The organism is Glycomyces buryatensis, from assembly GCF_004912275.1.
GTDB lineage: Bacteria > Actinomycetota > Actinomycetes > Mycobacteriales > Micromonosporaceae > Glycomyces > Glycomyces buryatensis.
Window position 1 is genome coordinate 48702 of sequence record NZ_STGY01000086.1, and the last position, 25621, is coordinate 74322.

21 protein-coding genes and 1 pseudogene are annotated in these 25621 nt (G+C 67.9%); 10 read left to right on the forward strand and 12 right to left on the reverse strand.

Translation table 11 applies throughout. The features are described from left to right. Nucleotides 1-77: 77 nt before the first annotated feature. The 5 genes from FAB82_RS26710 to FAB82_RS26730 form a co-directional block, all read right to left on the reverse strand. Entirely contained in the window at nt 78-2156 is a 2079-nt protein-coding gene (locus tag FAB82_RS26710; RefSeq protein WP_136537631.1) for a beta-galactosidase, read from the reverse strand. A 78-nt stretch (nt 2157-2234) separates the two neighbouring features. After that, nucleotides 2235-3116: a carbohydrate ABC transporter permease gene (locus FAB82_RS26715; protein WP_136537632.1), complete on the reverse strand. Its 882-nt coding sequence runs from the start codon at nt 3114-3116 to the stop codon at nt 2235-2237. After that, the gene (locus FAB82_RS26720) at nt 3113-4024 is read right to left on the reverse strand and encodes a carbohydrate ABC transporter permease (RefSeq protein ID WP_136537633.1); all 912 of its coding nucleotides are present in this window, start codon (nt 4022-4024) and stop codon (nt 3113-3115) included. Before FAB82_RS26720 ends, FAB82_RS26715 begins: the two co-directional genes overlap by 4 nt. After that, nucleotides 4021-5382 (reverse strand): ABC transporter substrate-binding protein, encoded by a 1362-nt coding sequence (locus FAB82_RS26725; RefSeq protein WP_136537634.1) that lies wholly within the window; start codon nt 5380-5382, stop codon nt 4021-4023. Before FAB82_RS26725 ends, FAB82_RS26720 begins: the two co-directional genes overlap by 4 nt. After that, nucleotides 5382-6470, reverse strand: a complete 1089-nt coding sequence (locus FAB82_RS26730; protein WP_211116884.1) for a LacI family DNA-binding transcriptional regulator — start codon at nt 6468-6470, stop codon at nt 5382-5384. Before FAB82_RS26730 ends, FAB82_RS26725 begins: the two co-directional genes overlap by 1 nt. 301 nt (nt 6471-6771) lie before the next feature. On the opposite strand from FAB82_RS26730, the gene FAB82_RS26735 reads away from it, so the two are divergent. Together FAB82_RS26735 and FAB82_RS26740 are read left to right on the forward strand one after the other, a co-directional pair. Beyond that, the gene (locus FAB82_RS26735) at nt 6772-10230 is read left to right on the forward strand and encodes a lamin tail domain-containing metallophosphoesterase family protein (RefSeq protein ID WP_136537635.1); all 3459 of its coding nucleotides are present in this window, start codon (nt 6772-6774) and stop codon (nt 10228-10230) included. Continuing rightward, nucleotides 10221-10907, forward strand: a complete 687-nt coding sequence (locus FAB82_RS26740; protein WP_136537636.1) for a hypothetical protein — start codon at nt 10221-10223, stop codon at nt 10905-10907. The genes FAB82_RS26735 and FAB82_RS26740 overlap by 10 nt, the downstream gene beginning before the upstream one ends. A 58-nt stretch (nt 10908-10965) precedes the next feature. On the opposite strand, the gene FAB82_RS26745 is transcribed toward FAB82_RS26740, so the two are convergent. Both FAB82_RS26745 and FAB82_RS26750 read right to left on the reverse strand, forming a co-directional pair. After that, nucleotides 10966-11316, reverse strand: a complete 351-nt coding sequence (locus tag FAB82_RS26745) for a hypothetical protein (RefSeq protein ID WP_136537637.1) — start codon at nt 11314-11316, stop codon at nt 10966-10968. A 76-nt stretch (nt 11317-11392) separates the two neighbouring features. Further along, on the reverse strand, nt 11393-13303 hold the full coding sequence (locus FAB82_RS26750; RefSeq protein WP_136537638.1) for a GTP-binding protein: 1911 nt from the start codon (nt 13301-13303) through the stop codon (nt 11393-11395). A gap of 187 nt (nt 13304-13490) precedes the next feature. Here FAB82_RS26750 and FAB82_RS26755 point away from each other — a divergent pair, with 187 nt between their 5' ends. The 3 genes and pseudogenes from FAB82_RS26755 to FAB82_RS28985 form a co-directional block, all read left to right on the forward strand. Next, complete coding sequence (locus tag FAB82_RS26755; RefSeq protein WP_136537639.1) at nt 13491-14690, forward strand: serpin family protein; 1200 nt, start codon at nt 13491-13493, stop codon at nt 14688-14690. 23 nt (nt 14691-14713) lie between these two features. Continuing rightward, the gene (locus FAB82_RS26760; protein ID WP_136537640.1) at nt 14714-15919 is read left to right on the forward strand and encodes a serpin family protein; all 1206 of its coding nucleotides are present in this window, start codon (nt 14714-14716) and stop codon (nt 15917-15919) included. A 128-nt stretch (nt 15920-16047) separates the two neighbouring features. Continuing rightward, nucleotides 16048-16464, forward strand: a pseudogene (locus FAB82_RS28985) (serpin family protein); the annotation flags it as partial. 595 nt (nt 16465-17059) lie between these two features. Here the strand turns inward: FAB82_RS28985 and FAB82_RS28250 are convergent. The 5 genes from FAB82_RS28250 to FAB82_RS26785 form a co-directional block, all read right to left on the reverse strand. Next, nucleotides 17060-17704 carry a hypothetical protein gene (locus tag FAB82_RS28250; RefSeq protein WP_136537641.1) on the reverse strand — a complete coding sequence of 215 codons (645 nt, stop codon included), beginning with the start codon at nt 17702-17704 and terminating at the stop codon, nt 17060-17062. 32 nt (nt 17705-17736) lie between these two features. Then, entirely contained in the window at nt 17737-19524 is a 1788-nt protein-coding gene (locus FAB82_RS26775) for an ABC transporter ATP-binding protein (protein ID WP_136537642.1), read from the reverse strand. Continuing rightward, nucleotides 19521-21110: an ABC transporter transmembrane domain-containing protein gene (locus FAB82_RS26780; protein ID WP_136537643.1), complete on the reverse strand. Its 1590-nt coding sequence runs from the start codon at nt 21108-21110 to the stop codon at nt 19521-19523. The genes FAB82_RS26775 and FAB82_RS26780 overlap by 4 nt, the downstream gene beginning before the upstream one ends. Before the next feature lie 156 nt (nt 21111-21266). Further along, nucleotides 21267-21551, reverse strand: a complete 285-nt coding sequence (locus FAB82_RS27360; RefSeq protein WP_168801800.1) for a hypothetical protein — start codon at nt 21549-21551, stop codon at nt 21267-21269. 187 nt (nt 21552-21738) lie between these two features. Continuing rightward, the gene (locus FAB82_RS26785) at nt 21739-22224 is read right to left on the reverse strand and encodes a hypothetical protein (RefSeq protein ID WP_136537644.1); all 486 of its coding nucleotides are present in this window, start codon (nt 22222-22224) and stop codon (nt 21739-21741) included. A gap of 246 nt (nt 22225-22470) precedes the next feature. Between FAB82_RS26785 and FAB82_RS26790 the strand changes: the two genes are divergently transcribed. From FAB82_RS26790 to FAB82_RS26810, 5 genes are all read left to right on the forward strand, one after another. Next, on the forward strand, nt 22471-22881 hold the full coding sequence (locus FAB82_RS26790; protein WP_211116886.1) for an alpha/beta fold hydrolase: 411 nt from the start codon (nt 22471-22473) through the stop codon (nt 22879-22881). A gap of 188 nt (nt 22882-23069) precedes the next feature. Beyond that, nucleotides 23070-23879, forward strand: coding sequence for a helix-turn-helix domain-containing protein (locus FAB82_RS26795; protein WP_136537646.1), 810 nt, complete (start codon nt 23070-23072; stop codon nt 23877-23879). Continuing rightward, nucleotides 23876-24187, forward strand: coding sequence for a DUF397 domain-containing protein (locus FAB82_RS26800; RefSeq protein WP_136537647.1), 312 nt, complete (start codon nt 23876-23878; stop codon nt 24185-24187). The genes FAB82_RS26795 and FAB82_RS26800 overlap by 4 nt, the downstream gene beginning before the upstream one ends. 34 nt (nt 24188-24221) lie before the next feature. Beyond that, nucleotides 24222-24860 carry a formylglycine-generating enzyme family protein gene (locus FAB82_RS26805; protein WP_136537652.1) on the forward strand — a complete coding sequence of 213 codons (639 nt, stop codon included), beginning with the start codon at nt 24222-24224 and terminating at the stop codon, nt 24858-24860. 82 nt (nt 24861-24942) lie between these two features. Further along, entirely contained in the window at nt 24943-25581 is a 639-nt protein-coding gene (locus FAB82_RS26810; RefSeq protein WP_136537648.1) for a DUF1028 domain-containing protein, read from the forward strand. Nucleotides 25582-25621: the final 40 nt, after the last annotated feature.

Below are 25621 nucleotides of genomic sequence, written 5' to 3' on the forward strand. Positions count from 1 at the left end.
CCGTTCGCGATCGCGAACGGCCCTGGGCCATCAGACCTCCCCAGGGCACCGCGCCATTTCCACGGCAGCGGAGTCGGTCAGCCCTCGATGAGAACCCGCACGTCCCACGGGCCCAGCCGGAGCGACTCGCCCGCGGCGAAGTGGCTCTCGGAGAGCGGATCGTGAACGGCCGCAGGCAGTTCGAAGTCGGCTTCGGTCCATGACCAGTTGTGGATGAACCTGACCCGGCGACCGTCGGCGGTGGTGCCGCTCGTCGCGGTCAGGCTCGGGTTGGCCGGGCGCCACGGATCGGCCGGTGCGATCCAGTCGAACAGCGCCCTCGCGAAGGCCTGGTTCGGCACCGTCCCCACATACGTGATGCGGCCCTTTCCATGTGCCTTCGTCGAGGCCGCCGCGAACTGGCCGTAATGCGGGTGGACATATGAGGCCACCGCGTCGGCTCCCTTGAGCTGCAACCCATCGGCCCAGCGGGTTGCCGCGGCGTCCTCCGGCAGGTTCAGCGGCGAGTCCGCTCCGGCGGCCACGCCGACCTGATCGGTGAGATTCGCGAACTCGTCGTACCAAGCACCGGCCGCCTCGGCCAGGCGTCCGGGCTTGACGTCCAGGCGCGCCCGGGATTCGGTGTCGCCGTAGCCGGTTCGCGGGCCCATCACCAGGTGCCCGCCTGCGGCCGCGTAATCGCCCAGCCAGTCCAGCAGGTCGTCGCCCGCGACGTACAGGCCCGACGCCACCAACACCGGGTACTGTGCCGCGGCGGTCTCAGCGTCGCCGAGCTGTTCGGTGTGGACGATGCGCGTCTGGAGCCCGGCCTCGAAGGCGCCCCGGTAGAACGGGTTCGAGAAACCCTCGTAGCTGTCGCGGTCCGCCTCGCCGTTCTCGCGCGCGAGCTGCGGATGCGCAGCCAGGCCCCACTGGCTCGACTTCGAGTACAGCACCGCCACATCGGCGTCGGGGATCATGTCGCCGATGAGCGGCCCGGCCTTGCGGAACTCGGCGCCCAGCCGCGACAGTTCGCGGTAGACGCGACCCGGCTCCAGCGAGTGGGGGAGCACTCCGCCCCAGTACGTCTCGGTTCCGAAGTGGAGGGTGTGCCAGTGCCAGTACTCGATCATGCGGGCTCCGCGCGAGACCAGCGCCCAACCGGCCTGGCGCCATTGCCCATCGAAGGCCGGCTCGTTGCGCCACGGTTCCCCGATCGCCTGCGCGTTCGTCTCGGTGACCAGGAACGGCTCCTGCCGCGAGGAGTACATCCGGTCGGCGGAGTGGTACAGCGCCCACGTCCCCTCGGTCTGCCACGAGTGCGCGTCGCCCTCGGTGCGCGGCAGGGCGAACGCGTCCTGCATGCGGTAGTACGGGTTCCCCGCGGTGACGTCGAGCCGCTCTGAGACGGCCCGGTCGTCGATCGCCGGACGCGGATAGGAGATACAGGTCGTGACGAACTGGTCCGCGCCGGCGTACTCGCGCGCGATGTCCGCCTGCCAACCGATGAACTCGGTGGTCAACTGCGCCTGGAAGCGCCGCCACGCGAGCGTGTACTGCGGCTGGGCATTCCCGTCGGGCCGCCACAGGTCGGCCCAGGTGGACAGCCGGTGCGACCAGTAGACCAGGCCCCATTCTCGGTTCAGCGTCTCGACGTCGCCGTAGGTGTGCCGCAGGTGATCCACGAACTGCTGGAAGACGCCTTCGTTGTGGAAGATTTGCAGGCCCGGTTCGTTGTCGACCTGGAAGCCGATGACCGCCGGGTGGTCGGCGTAGCGCTCCAGGATCTTGCGGATGACCCGCTCGGCGTGGAACTTGAAGGCCGCGTGGGTGTAGTCGACCTCCTGGCGTCCGCCCCAGCCGATGCGCCGGCCGGTGTGGTGCTCCCCGGCGATCTCGGGGTAGAGCCGCGCCAGCCACGGCGGTACCGCGTATGTCGGCGTGCCCACGATGACGGCGATCCCGCGTTCGTGCGCCCCGTCCAGCACCGGCTGGAGCCAGTCCAGATCGAAGCGGCCGTTCTCCGGTTCCCAAGTGCTCCACACCGATTCGCCGACTCGGATGACCGAGAACCCGGCCTCGACCATCTGGTCCAGGTCATTTTTGAGCCGGGGTTCAGGCTGGTACTCGTGGTAGTACGCCGCCCCGAAGAGGATCGGGTTGGGCCAGTTGCTCATGGGTGGTTTCCTTTCCTATCGCCAGATCGAAACGGGTCGGGCGCCGCTTTCGCATCGGCGCCCGACCCGGGTATTCGGTTACTGCTTGACGGCGCCCGCGACCAGACCGGACTGCCAGTACCGCTGGAGGTACAGGAATGCGATGACCAGGGGGATGATCGACAGCATCGACCCGGTGACCACCAGGGACACCAGGTCGCCGCTGGCCCCGCCGGCCGCTGCGGCCTGGCCCTGCCACCGCGCCAGGCCGACCGTGATCGGATACAGCTCGGGGTCGTTGAGCATGATCAGCGGCAGGAAGTAGTTGTTCCAGGTGTGCACCAGAGCGAACAGCAGCACCGTCGCGAAGCCGGGCGCGAGCAGCCGCAGCGTCACCTGGAAGAAGATCCGCGCCTCGCTCGCTCCGTCGATGCGGGCGGCCTCCAGGAGACTGTCCGGAACCGCCTGCTCGGCGTAGACGCGCATCAGGAAGAGCCCGAAGGGATTCACCAGTGAGGGCAGGATGATCGCCCACGGCGTGTCGGCGAGCCCGATCTCGCTGAACAGCAGGTACGTCGGGATGGCGAGTGCCGTGGTCGGCACCATGACCGCGCCGAGGACGCCCATGAACATGGCGCGGTTGCCCTTGAATCGATACTTGGCGAAGCCGTACCCGGCCAGGGCCGCCAGGAGCGCGCCGCCGCCGGCGGCGGCGACGGCGTACAGGATGGTGTTGCCCATCCACCTGAGGAAGACGCCGTTGTCGTACGTCAACGTCTGCTGCAGATTGTCGAAGAAGGCGAAGTCGCCAGAGAACCAAAATCCGAAGGTGGAGAACAGGTCGGCGCTGGACTTGGTGGAGGCGATGATCAGCCACACCAGCGGCAGCAGGAAGTAGGCGGTGACGGCGAGCAACGCCACCGTGAGGATTGTGCTGCGCTTGCCCTTGGGGCGCTTGAGATTCAGCTTTGTCGCGGTCATGACCGGCTCCGGCGGTTGGTGACGAACATGAACGCGTACGAGCCGGTCAGGATGACCAGGCCGAGGACGAACGACACGGCGGCGGCGTAGTTGTACTCCTGCCCGACGAACGCGAGGTTATAGGCGTACAGGTTCGGGGTGTACGCGCTGTCGATGACGGTGGGTGCCAACGAGGCCATGAGGTTGGGTTCGTTGAACAGCTGGAATGCGCCGATGATCGAGAAGATCAGGCAGACCATGAGTGCCGGGCGCAGCGAGGGGATCTTGATGCTCCACGCGGTGCGCCACTGCCCGGCTCCGTCGACGCTGGCTGCCTCGTACAGCTCCGTCGGGACGGCCCGCAGCGCGGCGAACAGGATCACCATGTTGTAGCCGGTGAACTCCCAGAACACGATGTTGGCCAGGGACCCGAGCATGAGGTTGGGGCCGAGGAAGTCCGGTGCGGCCGTGCCGAACATGTCGGCAATCTGCGCGAACGGTCCGAAGTCCGGCCCGTACAGGAAGCCCCACATGAGGGTGGCGATGACGCCCGGGACGGCGTAGGGCACGAAGATCCCCAGCCTGGCCACCCTCGACAACCGTGCCAGGCCGGTGTCGAGGACCAGCGCGAAGACCAGGGCCGCGACGAGCATGAGCGGGACCTGGAGGAGGAAGAACATCCCGACCCGGGCGACTCCGCTCCACAGCTCCGCGTCCCCGAAGGCCCGGGCGTAGTTCTCGAACCCGACGAAGATCGTGCCGCCGACGAGCTGTTCGCGGAAGAGGCTGAAGTACGCGGCGTACAGCAGCGGCACCACGAACATGGCGGCGAAGACGAGCATGAACGGGGCGACGAAGAGGTAGCCGGCCAGCGGGCGCCGCCGTCCGGTCACCGGTTTCGCCTGTGCGGCATTGCTGGTGGTGGTCATGGCTGCCTCACCGTGAATCCCTGGAACTCGGCGTATTCCTTGATGCGTTCGGCCCACTCTTCGAGTGCCGCAACGGCATCGGTCCGCTCAGTGAACGCGGTGCCGACGGTTTCGGTGAACTCGGCGTAGACCTGGTCCTGGAACGGCGACCATTGGAAGTCGTCGCTGACGGTTTCGCTGATCTCGGCGAAGAGGGCGTTGACCTCTTGGCCGCCGTAGAACTCGAGCGGCCGGCCGGTGAATTCGGGGTCCTCCAGCAACGCCGTGGTGGGCGGGTAGAGGAGCTGCTCGTTGGCCAACTTGGTGGTCGATTCGACGTCGGTGTTGAGGAACTGGGCGAACAGTGCGGCGGGGATCGGGTTCTCGGTGGTGGACATGACCGCCGAGGTCGAGCCGCCCCAGTTGGAGGAGGCCGGTGCGGCCGTGGCGTCCCACTGCGGCAGCGGCGCGACCCTCCAATTGCCGGAGGTGGAACTCGCCGCGGTGGAGAGGAAACTGGGAGCCCATGCTGGGGCGAGCCAGGCGGCGTATTTGCCGTTGTTGAGCGCCTGATACCACTGATCGGTGTAGTCGGGGTCGACCGAGACCAGGCCTTCCTCCGCGAGATCGCTCCAGTACCTGGTGACCCGGACGGCCTCCTCGGAGCCGAGGTCGAGGTGGAAGTCGCCGCCGGAACTGCCGGCGAACGGGTTCGACCCCGCCTGCCACAGCAGCGCGGCGTAGAACCCTCCCTGAGCGGGGGGCAGGTTGGTCAGGAAGATCTCGGGGTCGGCCTCGTGCAGGTCGCGGGCGGCCGCGGCGAACTCGTCCCAGGTTTCGGGGATCTCCAAGTTGTGGGCTTCGAAGATGTCGGTGCGGTAGAGCATTCCCATCGGACCGGTGTCCTGCGGGATCGCCCAGACCTCGCCGCCCTCTCCGCTCACCTGCGACCAGGCGAAGTCGACGAACTGGTCGGCCAGGTCGCCGGCGCCGAAGGGGCGCAGGTCGAGCAGGTGATCGGTGATGGTGAAGGAGGGGATCATCTGGAATTCGAGCTGGGCGACGTCGGGGGCGCCGTTTCCGGCCCGCAGCGCGGTGCGGAGCTTGGCGTAGTGCGGGGCGCCCTGCCCGGCATTGACGATGTTCACGGTGATGTCCGGGTAGAGCTCTTGGAAGAGGGCGACTTCCTGGTCGATATTGGCCACCCAAGTCCAGAAGTTGATCTCGGTGGGGGTGCTCATCGCCTTGTCGATATCGGATTGGGTGACGTGGGTCGGCGGGGCCGGGGGGCCGCTATTGCAGGCGGAGAGCGCCAACGGGCCTGCTAGGGCGGCGGCGACCCCCTTGGCCGCCGACCGGCGGCTGAGACGGGGATTCATCACTGTTCCTTTCGTTGCGGCACTTCGTTGCGCCGGAAGGGAGGTGGGGCGGTTGAGCCGCGGACGACCAGGCGGCGTCCGGGCGCGGGTTCGGCCGTCCTGTCGGCGGTGCCGGGCTCGGCGGTCGCCGCGCCCGGCAGGTGCCGGAGGAGGAGATCGAGGCCGCGGGTCGCGTCGGCCTCGAAGTCCTGGGGGATGGTGGTCAGGGGAGGGGTGAGGAAAGCGGCGGCGGGGATGTCGTCGAAGCCGACGATGCTGATGCTTTCGGGAATGCGGCGCCCGGATTCGGCGAGGGCGCCGATGAGCCCGATGGCCATGTCGTCGTTGGCGCAGAACACGGCCGTCACCTCGGGGTCACGTGAGAGCTCCAGGCCCGCTTGGTATCCGGAGGCGGGGGTCCAGTCGCCCTCGAACGGGGGCGGGGCGATGATGCCGCGGTCGGTGTGGGCCTGGCGCCATCCCTTGAGGCGGTCGCGCGCCTCCCACCACCGGCTCGGCCCGCCGATGTGCCAGACCCGTTCGTGTCCCAGGTCGAGCAGGTGCTCGGTGGCCTCGCGGGAGTCGGCGACGGTGCGTGTCCCGGGGACGGCCTCGGGGATGCCGGATGCCTGGCCGATGCTGACGATTGGCGTGTCCGTGTCGAGGCGCAAGGCGGGACCGTCGGCGATCGGTTCGGCGATGACGATGCCGTCCACGCCCTGATCCAGCAGCCAGTCGATCGCCTGCTGAAGCGAGTCGGGTTGGTCCTCAACGGTATTGGCGATCATGAAGGAGAATCCGGCGGCCCGGGTGGCGCGCTCCAGTGCGACCAGCAGCGAGGCCGGGCCGTACAGGGCGGTGCCGAGGGAGACGACGCCGATGCGCTGAGACCGGCCGGTGATGAGGGCGCGGGCGGCGGTATTGGGCCGGTACCCCAACTCGGCGGCGGCGGTCAGCACCCGCTCGCGGACGTCGGCGCTGACATAGCGCTCGTTGTTGATGACCCGCGAGACGGTCTTCTGCGAAACCCCGGCCGCGCGCGCCACATCGGTCATCCCGGGAGGGCGGCGCTTGCCACCGGCATCTTCCGGCGGCGCGTGGGACGGCATGAGGGCTCCTGGGGGAAGCTCTGACTACGTTGTCATGCGCAACGTACACGGGTTTCTTTTCACGCGTCAAGGCCTCCGAATTTGAATGCCTCGATATTTTTTGCGGGAGCGTTCCACCTCCCGCGGCCTCCCGGATACCTCGCCCGGCCCGCGGTACGCTGCCCCGTGGCACGTCCGGTGTCCTCGTTGGACCGCGAATCCACCTTGTGAGGTGCGAAATGTCCGAGAATTGTTGGCCGATAGGCGCTGTCGCCGCCTCCGGTTCATCTTTGATTCATCGACCGCCTCCACACTCTGAGTTATGACGCCCTCCCCCCGGAAACGCGTGTCATGGCGCCTGCCCGCAATCGCGGCGTCCCTGACCGCTGCCCTCACCGCCTCCCTCCTCGCCTACTCCAGCTCCGCCTCGGCCCAGGCCGGCCCGAACGTGCTCATCAGCGAACTGAGCAACTACGGGGCCGCCGGCAGCGCCGACGAGATCATCGAACTCACCAACTACGGCGACGAGCCGGCCAATATGGACGCCTGGAGCGTCTACCGCTGCGCCGCAAGCGGATCCCGCGCCTACGAGCCGCAGTTCCCGCCGCTGGAGGGGGTCGTGCTCGACCCCGGCGAGACCTTCCTCATCGCCAATGCCAAGGGCACCATCGATGACGCGGACGCCTACTACGAGATCAGCACCGCGAACGCCGGATTCGGCGTCCTGCTCCAGGACTCAGGCCGCAATGTGGTCGACTCCGTCGCCGTCTACGCGCCCGGCGTCGACAGCGAATGCGCCCTCGGCGACACCCCGCTCCGCAATAACCTCAACGGGATTCGCAACGAGACCTGGCAGCGCACCGGCGACACCGGGACCGACCGGGACGACTTCATCCGGGCCACCCGCACCCCTCGCGAGCCCAACGCCACCGAACCCAATTCGGGTGTGCAGGCCAGCGATGTGCTCATCTCCGAACTGACCAACGCCGGCCCGGCCGGGAGCTCGGACGACTTCGTCGAGTTCGCGAACTTCGGCTCTGAGGCGGTCGGCATCGGCGGCTGGCAGTTCTACCGCTGCTGGGGCTCGGGCCAGTCCACACCAGGCAGTCTCCAGTCGACCATCCCGGCGGGCACCGTCCTCGACCCCGGCGAGGTCTTCGTCACCGCCCACAACTCGGTATCGGTTCCCAGTGGCGTGCAGTCGAATCGATACTCGGTGAGCTTGGCCAACGAGGGTTTCGGCGCGATGCTGGTCGATGACCACGGCGAGATCCGCGACGCGGTCGGCGTCTACGAGGCCGACGGCGTACACCAGGCCCCCACCGACGGCCCCTGCATTCAGGGCACGGCCCTCCCGAACCGGCTCGACTTCGGCTGGAACCAGACCTGGCAGCGTACCGGGAACACCGGTGAGAACGCCGCCGACTTCGTCAAGGGCGAACGCACCATCGGCTCCCTCGCCGAACCGGTCGAGGTGAGCGACCCCGAACCGGTCGAGACCGGCGTCCGCATCAGCGAACTGATCAACACGGGCCCGGGTGGCGGCGCCGACGAATTCTTCGAACTGGCCAACTTCGGCGACACCTCCGTCTCCCTGGAAGGCTGGCAGGTCCACCGCTGTCAAGGCGACGGCCGCCGCAGCCCCTCCGACCAGATCCCCGTCATCGGCGATGTCGTGCTCGAACCCGGCGACACCTACCTGGCCGTCCACACCGGATCCAGCTACTACCAGGCCGGCGATTACAACGTCGCCTACGGCACCGGACTCGCCGACGAAGGCTACGGGCTCATGGTCCTCACCGCCGACGGCGGACTGGCCGACAGCGTCGGCGTCTTCAACTCGGGCTACAGCCCCTGCACCCAAGGGCTGTCACTGATGAACCTCATCGCCACCGGGGACGGCCGGACCCACCAGCGGTTCGAGTCGACCGCCTTCAATGCCGACGACTTCGTCCCCGCGGCCGCCAGCCCCGGTGTCGTACCGGGCGACCTGCGGGCCCCGACCGACTTCACCGAAGACGAGCTCGCTCCGGTGGAGGTCGAGGCGGCCGCCCGGCCTCTCGCTCCCCAGACCGCCGCCGAGGTCGCCGATCGCGAGGCCCGGCTCAGCGCCACCGCCGCCCACGCCACCGGCGGCGACTCCGAGCTTTCTTACCTGGGCTCCCAGGTGATCAGCCTGAACGACCAGACCTCCCGGATCTATACCGGCACCACCGACCAGGCTCCGCCGATCACCCGCCGAATCGGTGGCGAACAGGAGGCCGACAACGACATCCTCGACGGCGGTGAACCGCTCATCACCGAGGCGAGCGACGGATTCCCTTTCCAGCGCTATGAACTCAGGCTCGATGACACCCGGCGAAGCGACTTCGAGCTGACCTGGAGCGGCACCTCCACCGGCACCAACGAACTCCAGATGTACGGCTGGAACCGCCGCGCCGAGACTTGGGACCTCCTCGCCGCCGACGGCGGCACCGTCGGAGGACAGATCACCCTCACCGGGACGATCGACGTCGCCGACCACACCAGGGGCCGCATCGTCGACATCCTCATCCAAGATGGACCCGGGAGCGGCGAGGCCTTCTCCGATGAGGCCGCCGAACCGAACCTGGCGTTCAAGGACCCGGCCGAGTACGACCTGTCGTTCGGCTTCGTCACCGACACGCAGTACCTCACCGAGGGCTACCGCGACGCCTACGCCGAGATGAACCGCTGGATGGTCACCAACGCCGACGCCCGCGAGATCGACTACGTCTCGCACACCGGCGACGTCATCCAGAACTGGCTCAACGGAACCCACTCCTCGGCCCGCGCCACCGACGAGTACGAATTCGCCTCCGATTCCATGTCCATCCTGGACGAGGCCGGGCTGCCCTACGGCGTCACGCCCGGCAACCACGACAATAAGTGGGGCCGCGAGTCCTCCCTTTACAACCAGTTCTTCCCACCCCAGCGCTTCGAGGAGAACCCCTGGTACGGAGGGGCGTGGCGCGAGGACGACGGCCAGAACCACTACGACCTCATCGAGGCCGAAGGGGCCCAGTTCCTCATCCTCTACCTCGGCTACTACGCCGGCGACGAGGCGATCGAATGGGCCAACCAGGTCATCGCCGACCACCCCGACCACAATGTCGTCTTCGCCACCCACGACTACATCAATCCCGAGGGCGAGCACACCAGCGTCGACTCCCTGGAAGGGCGCTGGACCTCGATGGGCGAGCGGTACTGGAACGAGATCATCCTGCCCAACGACAACGTGTTCATGGTCCTGTGCGGCCATTACCACGGCGTCGCCCTCAATATCCAGCGCGACGTCGACGGCGTCGAGGGCCGGACCGTGGTCGAAATGCTCGCCAACTACCAGGACTTCCAGGACAACGGAAACCAGAACGCCGGGTTCATGCGGCTGCTTCAGTTCGATGTGGACTCAGGTCTGATGGCCGTCAACACCTACTCGCCGCTGCGCGACGAGTTCAACGCCTGGGAGTACGACACCGAAGGCCGCTACACCGACGCCGACGACGAATTCACCGTGGAGGTCGACCTGAACGCCGTGTACGACAAGCGGGTCGCCACCGACCTCATCACCCCGCATACCGAACGCAGGGAGATCGGCACCGCGACGGCGGGCGACGGCGAGACGACCACCGTCGACTGGAACGGCCTGAACCGCTGTTCCGACTACCTCTGGTACGTCCAGGCCGCCGCCGCGGACCGCACCGCCCGCTCGGCGGCCGACATCCTGTCCACCCCCGACCGAGGAGGCCGCGAATGCGGCTGACCGCCTGCGCCGCCAAGGCGCTCATCGCATTCGCCGCACTGGCGACCGCCATTGCGGTGGGTCCCGCCCCGGCTTCGGGCCACGCGGAGGGCGATTCCCAGACACTGAGCATGGAAACCGACGGCAATACGCTGACGGCAATGTGGACGGCACCCGCCGACGACCTCCTGGTTCTGGGCGCGCTGACCGGAGCCATTCCCGAGCAGCGCGAATACGTCTTCGAGCTCGATGAGGACGGCGACCACGAGCAGGTGGGGGACTCCGACGCCCAGCTGCTCGCCGACTCACCCGAAGTCGCCGACTACCTCGCCGAACACGTCACGGTGCGCCAGAACGGGAACGAGTGTCCGGTAGAGGTGGACCTGTCCGAGCTGGCGCACCACGGCGCCGAGCTCACCTTCGAGTGCCGCGACCCGGTCGAGGCGGTCCAGGTGGAGGTCACGACCCTCACTGACGCCGACCCCGAGTACCGGACCCTGGTGTCCGCCGAGGACGCCGACGAGGACCACTTCCTGTACACCAGCGCGGAATCGGTCCATGAATGGCACTTCGACGCGGGAGCCGGCGGACCCCAGGCCGCCGTGCTCCTAGCGGCCGGCGCGGCGCTCCTGATCCTGATCGCAACGGCGGTCGTCTTCGCAATGCGCCGCCTCAATACAAGGGCGCTAGCCCGATAACGGCCTCGGGGCCGATGCGCTCGCCCACCGTGCGCACCGGCCCCGAGGTCTTCCCGGCTCACCAGGTGAATCGCTCGATCGGTACTTCGCTGCCGCGCAGCAGTGGCCACAGTTCGTATGAGGCAGGGCCGCTGTAGCGTTCGGCCAGGAACTCCAGTACATCGCAGCCGGGTGCACCGCCGAGTTCCTCGATGAGCTTCTCGAGGTGCTCGGCCCGGACCTTCATGGTCGTCTCGACCTCGTCCTTCCCGAAGAACTGGTCGAGATCGGGGTCGACGTCGTTGAATTCGAAGATCAATGTGCCGTCGTCGTCGACCATCGCCAATACGTAGTGGCTCCGCACGCCTTCGCGTTCGTTGCGCAGGACGACCCCGGGAAAAGTCCAGGCGACGTCTTCAGAATCGTTCACCTCCTCATTAGATCGCGTGCTCGCTCAGGAAGTCCAGCGCCTCTGGGCACTGGACTCGTCAGATCGTTGCCCGCCTTTACGACCGGCGCGGCGGGTTCGTGCGGATCGGTCGGTAGTGGTCGAGTTCGGCGAGGAAGACCGACCGGCCGCGCGTGAGCGACGGCAGCCGCGACTCGAAGCCGTTGACCGATTCGGCGTCCATTGCGCCGCGAATGTAGCCGACTCCGTTCGCCGAGAACTGGCCGTTGATCATGGCGCGGCAGTCGATCAGCGCGGCCACGACCGCGCCCGACGAGCGGTGGGGGAACTCCAGTTCGAAGCGGTTGACCGGCGCGTACACGGTCGTGCCCGCCTCCTCGATCATCCCGTCCAGCAGCAGCACTGCCACCTCGCGGAACTGGCCCGGTTTGACGGGCCCCAGGTAGCCGGTCGCGGTCACCGCCACCCGGCAGTCGGTGATCTCCCAGCCGTGAGGGCCGCGGCGAAGTCTCGTGCGAACGGCCTCCTCGACCGCATTGCGCATGGCCCTGGTCAGCGATCCGCGCTCGACCTCCAACTCGTACACCAGGCCCGAACCGGGTTCGGCGGGTTCGATCCGCAGCCCCAGGGTCAATGCATGCGACGTGGGCGCCCAGCGGCCCATTTCGTGCAGCGCCTCCGCAGCCTGGTTCGGCCGTTCGATGTGGATCGCCCGGGTCTGCTCGAAACGGACCGCGATCCCGAATTCCTCGGCCAGCAGCGAGGCCACGACCTCCTTCTGGACCTCCCCGTACAGCCGCACCGCCGTCTGGCCCGACACCTCGTCCAGGTGTGGGTCCACCAGCGGATCCCGTTCGGCCAGGCTCGTCAACGCCTTCGCCAGCGCGATCTTGTCGTTCCGGTCGACCGCCCGCACCACCGTTTCCAGTGTCGGCGGCGTGAACAGGCCCCGGTCCGCGAGTTCGGCGGCCGATCCGACCGCGTCGCCGATGCGGACGTCGGTCAGCCCGGACGCCTTCGCGATGCTGCCGGGCGGCGCGGATCCGGTCGTCGTGCCCGCGCCCGAAGCGAACACCTCGACCCCGGTCACCTTGCCCGCATCGAGACTGACGGTTCCCTCAGGGCTGCGGCGGAACACCTCGAGCCGCTCACGGGGAACGAGCGTCCCGGCCCGGAGCCGGATGTAGGCGGTCTTGCGGCCCGTCTCGGAATGCTCGACTTTGAAGACCGTGCCCTGCGGCGGACCGTCCGCCTCCCGCGCAGGTGCCGGCAGAAATCGCCGGATCCCCGCGGTCAGCGCCTCGACGCCCGCCCCGGTCACCGCCGACCCGAAATAGACCGGATGGGCCGCACCCCGGCGGGTCTGCGCGGTCAGCTCGGACTGCCAGTCCAGGCCGCGCGGGTCCGACGCGTCCAAATAGGCCGCCAGGAAGTCGTCGTTCCCGGCCGTCAGTCTTTCTATCGCTTGATCAAAACGTTCCGGTTGGTCGAACGAAACCGGCGCGACCTGGGCTTCGATGCCGCCGATGCCGACCACCGTCGTCATGGGCAGGATCGCCGGCGTCAGGTGCTCGGCCATTTCGCGCAGCAGGTCGTCCTCCCTCGCCCCGCGCCGGTCGATCTTGTTGACGAACACGAGCGTCGGCACGCCGAGGCGCTTCAGGGTCCGCATGAGCACCCGCGTCTGCGCCTGCACGCCCTCGACGGCCGAGACCACCAAGACGGCGCCGTCGAGCACGTGGAGCGCCCGCTCCACCTCGGCGATGAAATCGGTGTGGCCGGGGGTGTCGATCAGATTGACCGTCAAGTCGCCCAAGGCGAACGCGACCACCGCGGACTGGATCGTGATGCCGCGGCGCCGTTCCAGCTCCATGGAATCGGTCTGCGTCGAGCCCTGGTCGACACTGCCGACCCGGTCGATGATCCCGGCGTTGAACAGGAGCCGCTCGGTAAGACTGGTTTTACCCGCGTCGACATGCGCAAGGATCCCCAGGTTCAGAAAGTTCAATTGACGTCCTCGGAAGAGAGAGCAGATGGCCTGGCGTGAAGATCTCCGCTGTTTGGCGCATTGCCGTCCCTTTCCGTGCCGAGTTGACGTTCGGGCCCAGGCTAGAGGGGCCTCCTGAGGCTCGCAAGCGATTTATTCCTTCCGCGCAAGGGTGGACGCTTCGCCACCTCGCGATAGAGTCCGTGACATGGGATCGGAGACGGCATTCGAGACGCTGCTGGACCGCGATGAGATCGCCGCGGCCAATGACCTGACGCGCCGGTGGTTCGCCTCCCGCGACGAGCCCCCGGCCGTCGCGTCGGCGCTCGGCATCTGGCCGCTGCTGACCGCGCTGGCCTCGGGCGCGATAGGCGAGACCAGATCCGAACTGCTCGCGGCCGCCGGCGTCGGGCCGACCCGTGAGTCCGAAGTGGCCGACGCGGTCCTGGGCGCCGCCAAGTACGCCCCCGCGATCCGCCTCGCCGTGGCCGTCTGGGCCGGTTCGCGGATCACGCTCGACCCGGAGTGGATCGCCAAGCTCCCGACCGAATCGGTCGGCGCGCTCACCGGCGATGCCGCCCTCGACAAGGAGGCGCTCGACGCCTGGGCCGCCCGCGAATCCGGCGGCCTCATCGAAGAGATGCCGCTGAACTTCAACGTACCGATCGACCTGGTGCTGGCCAGTGCCCTCTCGGTCCGCACCACCTGGACCACGCCGTTCCGGGATTCGAGCCAGCCGTTCCGCACCGGTCCCTGGGCCGGCCTCGGACCGTGCCGTCGACTGTCGGCGACCCTCAACGAGGACGTCGTCCGCACCTCCGATCTCGCCTCCGTCCTGACGGTCTCGGGCGGCAAGGACATCGACGTGCTCCTGGCCATCGGCCGCGAGGACCTCACCGCCGGCCGGGTCATGTCCGAGCTCATCGACGCCTCCGCCGACCCCCACTGGGGCCGACACTCTGGCGACATGCAGGTGGGGGAGCAGGCCCCGGGCGTCGAGATCACCGAATACCGGTCCTCCAAGCCCCAGCTGGGCCCCGAAGTCGACGTGCAGACCGTGCGATTCTCGCTCGAATCAGACCTCGACCTGCTCGAGGATTCGACCGTCCTCGGTCTGGTTTTGGCCTCCGACGAGGAGCAGGCCCAGTTCGATCGCCTTGCGGCCGAACGCACCTATGTCAGCCAGGCCAAGCAGACCTGTGTGGCCACGTTCAGCGCCACCGGCTTCGAGGCGGCCGCCGTCACCGCCATGGCGATGACCCGCGCCGCCGGAGTGCCCAAAATGGAGCACAAGCGCGTGAGGACGCAGATCGCCTTCGACCGGCCCTTCGCCTACCTGGCCCGCCACCGCGGGTCCGGCCTGATCCTGGTGGCCGGCTGGGTGGACGAACCCGAAACTGCCGGTTGATCTCGCGGAATACAGTGCAGGACATGAGCACCGGAAGTTCAGGTCCCGCATTCGAGACCCTGCTGTCCCGAGACGAGATCGCGGCGGCCAATGAACTGACACGGCGCTGGCTCGACTCGCGGACCGAAATTCCGGGCGCGGCGTCGGCGCTCGGCATCTGGCCGCTGCTGACCGCGCTGGCCTCCGGGGCGAGCGGCGAGACCCGGAACGAACTGCTCGCGGCGGCGGGCATTGCCCCCTCCCGCGAAGTTGAACTCGCCGAAGCCCTGCTCAATGCCGTCGCCCACGCCCCGGGAATCCGCCTGGCGATCGGGGCGTGGGCCAGAGCCGCCATCACCCTCGATCCAGAATGGATCGAGAAGCAACCGGTCGATTCCATCGGCTCCCTCACCGGTGATCGGGGTATCGACGGGCCCATGCTCGACGCTTGGGCCTCGCACCACACCGACGGCTTGATCGAGCGGATGCCGATCGAACTCGACTCCGACATCGTTCTGATCCTCGCCAGCGCGCTCTTGGTGCGCACCACCTGGGCCACCGAGTTCACGGAAGGCGCCACCCACTTCAAGACCGGGCCGTGGGCGGGTGAACGGCGATATGCGGGCCTGTCCAACACCATTGAGGGCGACGTGCTTCGCGTGAGCGAATACGGATCGGTCCTGACGGTTCCCGGCAGCGACGACATCGACGTCCTGCTGGCCCTCGGCCACGCAGAGTTCGCTCCCCGCGATGTCATGTCCGTCCTCATCGACGCCGCCACCGATCCGACTTGGGGCCGCTCCGCCAGCGAGCGGCAGGCGGCGAAGCGGGCTCCCGGCGTCAGAATCGAAACGTACCCGTCGGCGACTCCGCAGGAGGGTCCCGAGGTGAGGGTGGAGACGGTGCGGTTCGATGTCTCCGCCGAGCTGGACCTGAGCGAGGACGCCGCCGCGCTCGGCCTGGTCACCGCCATGGACGACGATCGCGCGCAATTCGACCGCCTCGCAGCGGATGACGTATTCGTGAGCCGGGCGAAGCAGGCCTGCACGGCGACTTTCGGCCCGAAAGGATTCGAGTCCGCCGCGGTCACTGCCATGACCATCGATTGGATGGGAGCACCGCAGATGAACCACCACCGGGTGCGCGCCGTGGTCACCTTCGACCGGCCCTTCGCCTTCCTCGCCAGACACCGGCCTTCGGGCCTGATCCTGGTGGCCGGCTGGGTGGACGAACCCGAAGTGGTTGGTTGATCTCGCCGAATACAGTGCTGGACATGAGCACCGGTAGTTCAGGCCCCACTTTCGAGACCCTGCTGTCCCAAGATGAGGTGGCGGCGGCCAACGGCCTGTTGCGGCGCTGGCTCGTCTCGCGCCCCGAGATGCCGCCAGCCGCATCGGCGCTGGGCATCTGGCCGCTGCTGACCACGTTGGCCTGCGGGGCCAGTGGTGAGACCCGCGCGGAACTGCTCGCGGCGGCGGGCATCGAGGCGTCCCGCGAAGCCGAACTCGCTCGAACCCTGCTCGACGCCGTGGCCCATGCCCCGGGAATCCATATGGCAATCGGAGCCTGGGCCGGACCCGCCATCACGCTTGATCCAGAGTGGATTGAGCAACTGGCGACCGATTCCGTCGGCAGTCTCACTGGTAAGCCCGCCATCGACAAACCAATGCTTGATGCGTGGGCCTCGAACCACACCGACGGGCTGATCGAGGAGATGCCGATCGACGTCAGTCCAAGCCTCGCGCTGGTCCTCGCCAGTGCGCTCTTGGTGCGCACCACCTGGGTCACCCAGTTCATGGAGCGCTCGATCGACTTCAAGACCGGTCCATGGGCGGGTCCGCGGCGGTATGCGGGCCTGTCCAGCACCATGGCCGGTGACGCGCTTCGCGTGAGCGAACACGGATCGGTCCTGACGGTCCCCGCCAGCGACCGCACCACGCTGCCGCTGCCGCACCTTCCGGCCCGCCCCGGCAACGCACCCAGGGGTCGCCGCCCGCCTGAACCGCAACAGCAATGCAGCCGGAGCGCGGCGACGCACCCTCGACCGCGCCGCCACCACTCCATCGCTGCGAGCTCGAACCTCCACCGACGACCAGCCCCACCCCGGCAGGCCACCCCGACTGGCCCGCCCCGTCCCTCCGTCGTCGCCCGCCTGAACATCAAGGGAAGCGCCACCCGGTCGCGGCAGACCACCTCGCCTGGTTCGCCCCATCCCTTCGTCGCTGAGCGCTTGAACCGCAAGGGAAAAGCTGCCGCGCGCTGCGGGGCACCGGCGACAGGCTCTCAACCGCTCCGCCACTCAACCGCTCCGCCACTCGGCCACTCGGCCACTCCATTAAGGAAGGACCGAACCCTAACCGAGTCCCTTCCGCCTGGCATGAACCCTCGCTCTAGCTGGACGGCATTTCGTCTAGCGGAGCCGAATGCCAGCCCCAGTCCTCCGAACGCCGGGCGAAACCGGGTAGGTCGCCGCGTCCTGACGCCCACAGCAGCGTCTCCCACGGATCGGTGTCGGCCGGTGCCTCCGGGAACAGTCGCGCCCGACCGGCTTCGCACAGGTCGGTGGGCGGGTTCCACTCCACCCCAAGGCCTTCGGCAATATCGAAGGTGTGCAGCAGCGTCTCCACGACGCCCATTGCCGCGTACCCCTCGGGATCGCCGACGCCCCAGATGTGCCACGACCGGAGCCACGGCGGCGCCGTCTCGGCGGATGCGGCGATCAGGTTGCCCATCGCGACCATGACCGCGAGCAGCCGGCCCGGACCGGCCTCCCGGTCGGTGATGATCGGCAGCGGCAGATCGCCCGGACGGTCCCACCGGATCGTCGGCCCGCCCTTGGCGTACCCGCCCGGCAGCGCCAATCGAAGCGCATACGAGAACAGACCGTTGTTCAAGTGGTCCATCGCATCCCAGCAGTCGCAGTCCATCGGACCGGCCTGCCGGTCCCAGGCCTCGTCAGGGGCCGCGCCGAGCGTCTCCGCCGCGAGCGTCACCGCGCGCCGCACATGATCTCCGGTCACAGGTGTCCTGTCCATACCGGGACGGTACCGCCCGATCACGTTCGGGCTCAAGCACCTTTCCAGGCGTGCCACAGATCGGCGTACACCCCGCCCGCCGCGAGCAGTTCGTCATGCGGGCCGGTCTCGACGATCCGCCCGGCCTCGACCACCGCGATCCGGTCGGCCGCCTGCGCGGCCTGCAACTGGTGCGCGATCGCGATCACGGTGCGCCCGCCCAGGGCCGCGGCCAGAGCGGCCTCCACATTGCCCGCGCTGGCGGGGTCGATTCCGGCCGTGGCCTCGTCCAGGATGACGATGTCGGGGTCGGCCAGGACCACCCGCGCGAGCGCCAGCTGCTGGGCCTCGGCGATGCTGAGCGCATGGTGCTCGTCGCCGAGCATGGTGTCCAGGCCGTCGGGCAGTGAGGCGGCCCATCGGGCGTCGACTTGTTCGAGCGCCGCGAGCAGGGCCGCGTCGTCGGCATCGGGCGCGGCCAGGTCGAGATTCTCGCGCAGGGTCGCGGCGAACACGTAGTGCTCCTGGGTGACAAGTACGATGCTCTGCCGCAGCCGCTCGATGCCGATGTCCGCCACCGGGACTCCACCGAGGTGGGCCGTACCGGTCCGGGGCCGGTCGATTCCGGCGAGCAGCCGGGCGATGGTCGATTTCCCCGCGCCGGAGGGCCCGACGACGACCAGCCGTTCGCCGACGCGCGGATGCAGGCTCAGTCCGTGCAGTACGTCGGGCCCGTCGCCGTACCCGAAGGTGACCGCGTCGAGCCGGATGTCCGAGCCGTCCGGGTCCGCGTCCCGCTCGGTGGTGGTGACGAGGTTGACGCCCTCGATACGTGCGAGCGCGGCCCCGCCCTGCTGGAACTCGGTGAGGCGGGTCATGACGGCGTTGGTGGGGTTGGCGATCCGCACGGTCACGGTGATTGCCGCGACGGCGGTGCCCAGCGTCAGGCCCCCGTCGAAATACCACAGCCCGGAAACCAAGACCACGATCATCAGCTGGAAGCGGTTGATCATGAGCAGCAGCGGGAAGAATTCCAGTTGCAACTTGATGAGCCGGATCATCTTGGTGTAGACGGTGTCGGCGCGTCCGTACCCGGCCTCCCGCCGCTCGTCCTGCATCGCGAATCCGGCCACGGTCCGGGCCCCCATATTGGAGGCGCCGAGCGTCTCGGCGGTCTCGCTCATGGCGGCGCGCTGCTCCAGGAACGCCGGGCGTGCCCGCCGCAGGTAGCGGCGGGTCACCATGGCCAGCAGCGGGATCGTCGTCAGCGCCCACAGTCCGAGGACAGGGTCGACCACGAACGTCGCGATGTACAGGACGACCACTTCGATGAGCGCTGTCGCCACTGTCGGGCCCTGGTCGCGGAGCATGTCGGCGACGGCATTGACGTCGGTGGCGGTCCGGGTTCCCAAGTCGCCCTTGCCGGCCCGTTCGACCCGGCCCAGCGGCAGGGTCAGCACCCGCTCGACCACGCCCTCCCGCAGCCGGGCGGCGGCCCGCTCGCCGAAGCGGTACCCGCCGAGCCGGCCGAGGCGCCCGAACACGAACTGCACCGCCACGCATCCGACGATGAGGGCGCAGACCGCGTTGATCTCGGCGAGCGACCATCCGGCGGCGATGCCGTCGACGACCTCGCCCAGGAGGATCGGCAGCGCCACACTGAATACGGCCGCGAGCGTGTACATCGACAGGACCAGCGTCGCCCGGCCCTTGTCGGCGGCGAAGATCCGCGCGACGGCGCGACGGGTCTCGGCGGCACCGGCGACGGGCAGGCGCTGTTCGGTGTCGGCCTGCGCGTCGCGTTCGGCGAGTTTCACGCCTCCAGATTCGTTGCGGCTCATGCCCGCACCTTCCCGTCTTCCATGCGCAGCACCCGGTCGGCGTGGCGTTCCCACAGCGGTGACGAGGTGACCACCAGCGTGGTCCGTCCGGCTCGAGCCGCCGCCACCCGCTCGGCCACGATCGATTCGGTGTGGGCGTCGACGGCCGAGGTCGGCTCCACCATTAGCAGCGTCTCGCGCTGCGCGGCGATCGCCCGGGCCAGGCGCAGGCGCTGCCGCTGGCCGCCGGAGAGGTTTCGGCCTCCGTCGGCGACCTCGGCTTCGAGCGAACCGAGACTCGAGAGCACGTCGGCGGCGCAGGCGGTCTCGATCGCCGTGTGCGCGGCTGCGGCGTCGACTCGCAGTGTGTCCGAAAGCGTCTGGGCGAACAAGTAGTCCTCATCGGTGAGCAGCATGACGCGTTGGCGTATCTCGCCCAGGTCGATCTCGGCCAGTGGCGTGGCGCCCCAGCGCGCCTCGGAGTCGCAATGGCGGGCCAGTCGTTCGCAGGCGGCCAGCGCGGGCGCGTTCTCGTCGGTCACCAAGACTGTCAGGGCGTTCGGCGCGACGGCCAGGTTCGAATCGGGGTCGTAGAGTTCGCCCTCGGCCCCGTGTCGTTCGCCGCCGGTGTTGATGTCCGGTTCGATTCCGAGGAATCGCACGATGCGCTTGGCCGACACCCAATCGCGGACGAGTGTGCTGGCGGTGTTGATGAAGTTGCCGGACACGGCGATGAAGACCGTCGCGAAGCTGAACGCCGCGGCGAGTCCGCCGAAGGTGATCGATCCGTTCGCGGTCAGCAGGGCCCCGACCCAGGCGATCGCGGCGACGAACACGATCGGCAGCGACTGCTTGAGCGCGTGGATCCACGAGCTGGAGACCGCCACGCGGTATCCATTGCGCCGCAGCTCTTCTGATCGCTCCCGGTAACGCTCGGCGAACCGCAGGTCCCCGCCGATCCCGCGCAGGACGCGCAGCCCGCCGACGATGTCGGTGGCCTGCATGGCCAGGTCGCCGATCATGGCCCGGTAGTCCGACTGGCGTCGCTGGAAGCGGCCCAGCAGCGGCCCGGTGATGAGGGCGGTCGCCAGGCTGCCGGCGACGATGACGACGCCCAACAGCGGGTGGATGGCCCATACCAGCGCCGAACCGATGCAGAACATGGCGAAGGTGTTGATGAAGAATCCGGCGTGGTCCAGCGCCTGCCCCGTGTGATCGGCGTCCTCAGTCGCGAGGTTGACCATCTCGCCGGACGAGACCGCGCCGCGTGTTCCGGCGCCGGCGTGGTTCAGGTGGTCGGTGACGAGCCGGACGGTGTCGGCCTTGGCCGCCGCGGCCGAGGTCGTGAAGTTGCGCATCCCGAGTGTCCACAGGATCGGTTGGAGCACAACCAGAGCCGAGGCGATGGCCAGCCAGACGGCGAACGTGGTCCCGTTCCGGGCTATGAGCCCGTCGTCGATGATCTTGCCGAGCACCCAGATCTGCGAGGTCGAGGCGGATGCGGCGGCGATGTACAGCACGATCCCGAACACCATGCGGCGCACATGAGGGCGGGCAAGACTCGTGAACAGCCGCATTGGGGAGGAGATCGGGAGAGGTGACGACACGTGGCACAAGCCTACCTGCCGACCGGCTGAATGTCATTCGAGTTATTTGTTCCGCCGCACGACTCTGCCCTACAACGACCCTGCCGCACAACGGCCGGGGCGGGCCGAACCCTCGGGTTCCGCCCGCCTCAGAAGGTGGTCTGGCCTGGTGGGTGGTTAGAGGCCGAGGTCGTTCTTGTAGTCCTCGACGGATTGCTGCGCTTGGTCCCCGGCGTCCTGCGCGGTGTCTTCGGCACCCTGCACGGCTTCGCCGGCCTGGTCTTGTGCGCCCTGGACGGCCTCGCCGGCCTGATCCTGAGCGCCCTGGACGGCCTCGCCGGCCTGGTCGGCGAGCGGAGCGTCCGTCGCCTGACCGAGCATTTCACCGGCCTGCCCCTTGACCTCCTCGGCGGCCCCGGTGACCATGTCCTTCAGCTCATTGAACTTATCCATCAAACCCATGCGCATCCCCTCCTCGTATACGTATGTCCAACTATAGGGGCTCGGGCGGCCACTCTCCTCATCCTGAACTGGGTATTTCGGGGGTCGCGACGGCGCGGGGGAGTTGGGGCCCGCCCCCGGCCCGCCGCCCTGCGGCCCGTAGCGTTGCTCGCCATTGGCCTTGCGGCCCTGGCGATCTGCGTCGCTCTCAGCCGGTGATGGAGAGCGTGACGACCGCCCGGTCGGCCTCGATCGCCATCGGCGCCATGAGGAGCCCGTTCATGTTGGCGCTCCCGGACATGTCGAAGCTCATCGAGATCGCCATGCTGTCGGGAGACGGCGTCACCGAGACGTAGCCGCCCTCGACGGACGTGACCTGCACAGTGTCATAGCCGCTGATGTCCGGGTCGACGGCAATATCGACCGGTCCGGTCAGCAGGACTTCGCATTCGCCGTCGAAGCAGGCATCGAAGTCGTCCCCGTCGGCGGCCTCGGGGAACACCGCCTCGGTCGGCGAGGGCGACGGTGAAGGCGAGGGCGAAGCGGACTCGGTCTCCGGGGCCTGGCTCGAAGTCGCCTCGGCGGCATCGGATTCGGGATCGGAATCGGCGCCGCAGGCGGCCAGGGCAAGGGCTGCGGTGGTCGCGAGGAGAAGTAGGGGCAGTCGTTTGGTTATGCCGTGCTTGACATCCATGGACCGCAGCCTAGGCACGACCCAGCGGGACCGGTCCCGCTCAATGGGCCTTTCTCATCCTCGTAGGTGTCGGTGCGGGGGTTGTCCGCTTGGTTGGGGAGGATCGATAGGGTCGGTGGCATGGCTGACGTGGTTGTGATTCCGGGTGGCATGTACGGACCCGGGGCGGGGATGCTGGCGTATGTTCCCGCCGTTGCAGAGCGAATCGGTGCGACGGTGCATCGATACACGTGGTCCCACCAGCCGGTGGACGTGTTCGAGCCGGGCATCGAAAGCTGGGTGACCGGCGAGGTCGGCCCGTTCGTCGATGCCATCGGTGGAAGTCCGTTGCTGGTGGGCAAGTCACTGGGTACGAATGCCGCGGCTCTGGCCGCTGAACGCGGCTTGCCGGCGATCTGGCTGACTCCCGTGCTGACGCTCCCTTGGGTGGTCGACGCGCTCTCGGCGGCGACGGCGCCGTTCCTGTTGGTCGGCGGCACCGCGGACCGGCTATGGGACGGCGAGGCGGCTCGGCGGCTGTCGCCGCATGTTCTGGAGGTCGACGGCGCCGACCACGGCATGTTCGCACCGGGTCCGGTCACCGAGTCGATCACGGTGCTCGCTCAGATCGTCGCGGCGGTAGAGGGCTTTCTCGACACCATTGACTGGCCGAACTAACTCGCCGCTCTTCATAGGCCGACCACGGTCCGAAACTTTGAGGCGTCGCAAATGCGCGCCGGGGTGCTCGTGCATGGCAGTTCGTGGTGGCAGTACGCCGCCTGTTTCTGCCAGTTCCTGCTGCCGTGCAACAGTGGCGACCTGAGTTGGGGTATTGCTCAGTGGACTTTGGATGTGACACTGAGTGGATGTCGACTGCAATGGTGCTTCGCCGACAGGTGGGGCGACAATTCGAGAACTGGCGAGAAGCCGCGGGCATCCGCCTGACCGACCGGGAGCTTGTCGCGATCACTGGTTCGACCAGAACTGTCAAGCGACTGGAACAGGGAGCGAGGGTCAGGCTGACCTTCCCGGTCATCGGGGAGCTCTGCGACTACTACGGGGTTCCGGCCCAAGAGAAGTACGAGATGCAGCGCATCTGGAGACTGGTGGACGAGGCCACTTGGGCGCAGCCCAGTCACGCCGTGGTCGCATCAGGTTTCGACGCCTACGTGGGCTTCGAGCGGATCGCCACTCGATTCGACCTGTACTCAACCGTCTGGGTGCCGGGCCAGTTCCAGGATGAGAACTACATCCGCAGGATCTTCAAGGAGGACCCGTTCACCGACGACTCGAGGATCCCCGATCTGGTGGAGCAGAGACTGCACCGGCAGGAAGGGATCCGAAGGCGCGAGCCCGCCCCCACGATGCGGGTTCTGCTGAGCGAGGCGGTGCTCCGGTACGGGTGCGATGAAGGCCAGATCGAACGGCTTATGGAGGAGGATTCCAAGCCGCACATCACCATCAAGTACATGGCGTTCGAGGACGGACCGCCTCCGAAACTGGACGTGCCGTTCAACGTACTATCCTTCAGTGACAGCGCTGACCCCAGCATCGTCTATCTGGAGAGCCCGTACGAGCGGCGCTTCTACGAGAAGCGCGAGGTCGTGAACCACTACCTCCAGATCATCGACCTGGGTTGCCAGCGCGCAAGGTCGATGAGGGAGTTCAAACCATGAGCCAAGACGGTTGGCGGAAGTCGAGCCGGAGCAGCAACGCAGAAAACAGCGACTGCGTCGAAGCACGCCTTTCCCCGTGGCGGAAGTCGAGCCGCAGCAGCGGCGGCGAGAACAGCGACTGCGTCGAGGCCCGCTCGAGCGCTGGTGACTTCCAGGTCCGTGACAGCAAGCTCGGCGACGGCTCGCCGATCTTCGACCTGAAGACCGCCGACTTCACCGGCCTCCTGCGCGCGGCAGGCCGCAGCTTATCCAAGCAGTGCAACGGGCCCGGCCGATTCACGGCCGGGTCGTACTTTTTGCCCAGATAGGACGCCGCCCATGACCGCGCACCCGCGCCCCACCATGATCGCCCTCCCGGCGGGCACAGTGACCCTGAACGACCGCCGCACCGAACGCAGCTGGACCGTCGAGCTCCAGCCATACCGAATCGGCGCATGTCCGGTCACGCAGGAAGAGTATGCGGCGGTCACCGGTGAGCACCCGAGCGCTGCCAAGGGCGACCGGCTGCCGGTCGAGAGCGTGTCCTGGCTCGACACGGTGGCATTCTGCAATGCCTTGTCGGAGCGCGAAGGCCTCACGCCCGCATACGCTCTCGACGGCGCGAACGTCCACTGGAACACCGCGGCGGACGGCTACCGCCTCCCGGCAGAGGCCGAATGGGAGTACGCCTGTCGCGCGGGCACCACCGGTCCCCGCTACGGCGATCTGGACGAGATCGCCTGGTACCGAGGCAACTCCGACGAACGCCCCCACGAGGTCGGCACCAAACTTCCGAATGACTGGGGACTGCACGACACGCTCGGGAACGTCTGGGAATGGTGTTTTGACCTGTACGACCCGGAGGTCTACGGCACCTACCGGGTGCTGCGCGGCGGCGCCTGGTTCGACGAGCATTGGAGCTGCCGCGCCGGAGTCCGCCGCCGCAGCATGATGGACTTCCGCATCGAAGACATCGGCTTTCGCCTGGCCCGCAATGGCTAAATGATCCGTGGCATTCGATCGTGGCCTCTGCTCCCCGGCCGCACGATCCCACAAACCGACCGTGTCGCAATACCATCGACGCATGACCTTCTCGATCGTCGCGCACAGCCCCGAACAACAGGCGTGGGGCGTGGCGGTGGCGACCAAGTCCCTGGCAGTTGGAGCCATGGTGCCGGCGGCCGAGTTCCAGACCGGAGCGCTGGCGACCCAGGCCTGGACCAATATGTCCTACCGAGAGGTCGGCCTCGCGCTCCTGCGCGCGGGCTTCGACGCCGCTGAGGTGGTCGCTGAGCTCTTCGACCGCGACCCCGACTCGGCGACCCGGCAAATCGGCGTGGTGGACCGAAATGGTGTGGCGGTGTCACGGACGGGACCGGAATGCCTGGCCTTCGCGGGCGGACTCACCGATGACGGGTGCGCCATCCAAGGCAACCTGCTGACAGGCCCCGAGGTGCTGGAGGCCATGCATGAGGCATGGTCGACGTCCGATGTGTCCGAACCGCTGGCTGCACGGCTCCTGGAGGTGCTTGCGGCCGGCGATGATGCGGGAGGGGATCGCCGCGGCCGACAGAGCGCGGCCCTTTACGTAGTTGGCCGCGGGCAGGCGATCGGGCACGGTTCGCGGGTTCTGGCGGACCTCAGAGTGGATGACGCCCCGCGGCCCGTCGATGAACTTCAGCGTCTGTTCAAGATCCTCAGTGACCAGATGGAGGCGTCATGACCTTAGGGTCCTTATAGGAATAATGTGACGGGGCCGTCTC

What these genes read in the sequence shown, in the direction of transcription:
- FAB82_RS26795 (WP_136537646.1), top strand. Translation starts at nt 23,070, where the DNA reads ATGTCGACTGCAATGGTGCTTCGCCGACAGGTGGGGCGACAATTCGAG.
- FAB82_RS26735 (WP_136537635.1), top strand. Translation starts at nt 6,772, where the DNA reads ATGACGCCCTCCCCCCGGAAACGCGTGTCATGGCGCCTGCCCGCAATC.
- FAB82_RS27360 (WP_168801800.1), bottom strand. Translation starts at nt 21,551, where the DNA reads ATGGGTTTGATGGATAAGTTCAATGAGCTGAAGGACATGGTCACCGGG.
- FAB82_RS26805 (WP_136537652.1), top strand. Translation starts at nt 24,222, where the DNA reads ATGATCGCCCTCCCGGCGGGCACAGTGACCCTGAACGACCGCCGCACC.
- FAB82_RS26725 (WP_136537634.1), bottom strand. Translation starts at nt 5,382, where the DNA reads ATGAATCCCCGTCTCAGCCGCCGGTCGGCGGCCAAGGGGGTCGCCGCC.
- FAB82_RS26715 (WP_136537632.1), bottom strand. Translation starts at nt 3,116, where the DNA reads ATGACCGCGACAAAGCTGAATCTCAAGCGCCCCAAGGGCAAGCGCAGC.
- FAB82_RS26785 (WP_136537644.1), bottom strand. Translation starts at nt 22,224, where the DNA reads ATGGATGTCAAGCACGGCATAACCAAACGACTGCCCCTACTTCTCCTC.
- FAB82_RS28250 (WP_136537641.1), bottom strand. Translation starts at nt 17,704, where the DNA reads ATGGACAGGACACCTGTGACCGGAGATCATGTGCGGCGCGCGGTGACG.
- FAB82_RS26760 (WP_136537640.1), top strand. Translation starts at nt 14,714, where the DNA reads ATGAGCACCGGAAGTTCAGGTCCCGCATTCGAGACCCTGCTGTCCCGA.
- FAB82_RS26740 (WP_136537636.1), top strand. Translation starts at nt 10,221, where the DNA reads ATGCGGCTGACCGCCTGCGCCGCCAAGGCGCTCATCGCATTCGCCGCA.
- FAB82_RS26810 (WP_136537648.1), top strand. Translation starts at nt 24,943, where the DNA reads ATGACCTTCTCGATCGTCGCGCACAGCCCCGAACAACAGGCGTGGGGC.
- FAB82_RS26775 (WP_136537642.1), bottom strand. Translation starts at nt 19,524, where the DNA reads ATGAGCCGCAACGAATCTGGAGGCGTGAAACTCGCCGAACGCGACGCG.
- FAB82_RS26710 (WP_136537631.1), bottom strand. Translation starts at nt 2,156, where the DNA reads ATGAGCAACTGGCCCAACCCGATCCTCTTCGGGGCGGCGTACTACCAC.
- FAB82_RS26755 (WP_136537639.1), top strand. Translation starts at nt 13,491, where the DNA reads ATGGGATCGGAGACGGCATTCGAGACGCTGCTGGACCGCGATGAGATC.
- FAB82_RS26800 (WP_136537647.1), top strand. Translation starts at nt 23,876, where the DNA reads ATGAGCCAAGACGGTTGGCGGAAGTCGAGCCGGAGCAGCAACGCAGAA.
- FAB82_RS26730 (WP_211116884.1), bottom strand. Translation starts at nt 6,470, where the DNA reads ATGCCGTCCCACGCGCCGCCGGAAGATGCCGGTGGCAAGCGCCGCCCT.
- FAB82_RS26720 (WP_136537633.1), bottom strand. Translation starts at nt 4,024, where the DNA reads ATGACCACCACCAGCAATGCCGCACAGGCGAAACCGGTGACCGGACGG.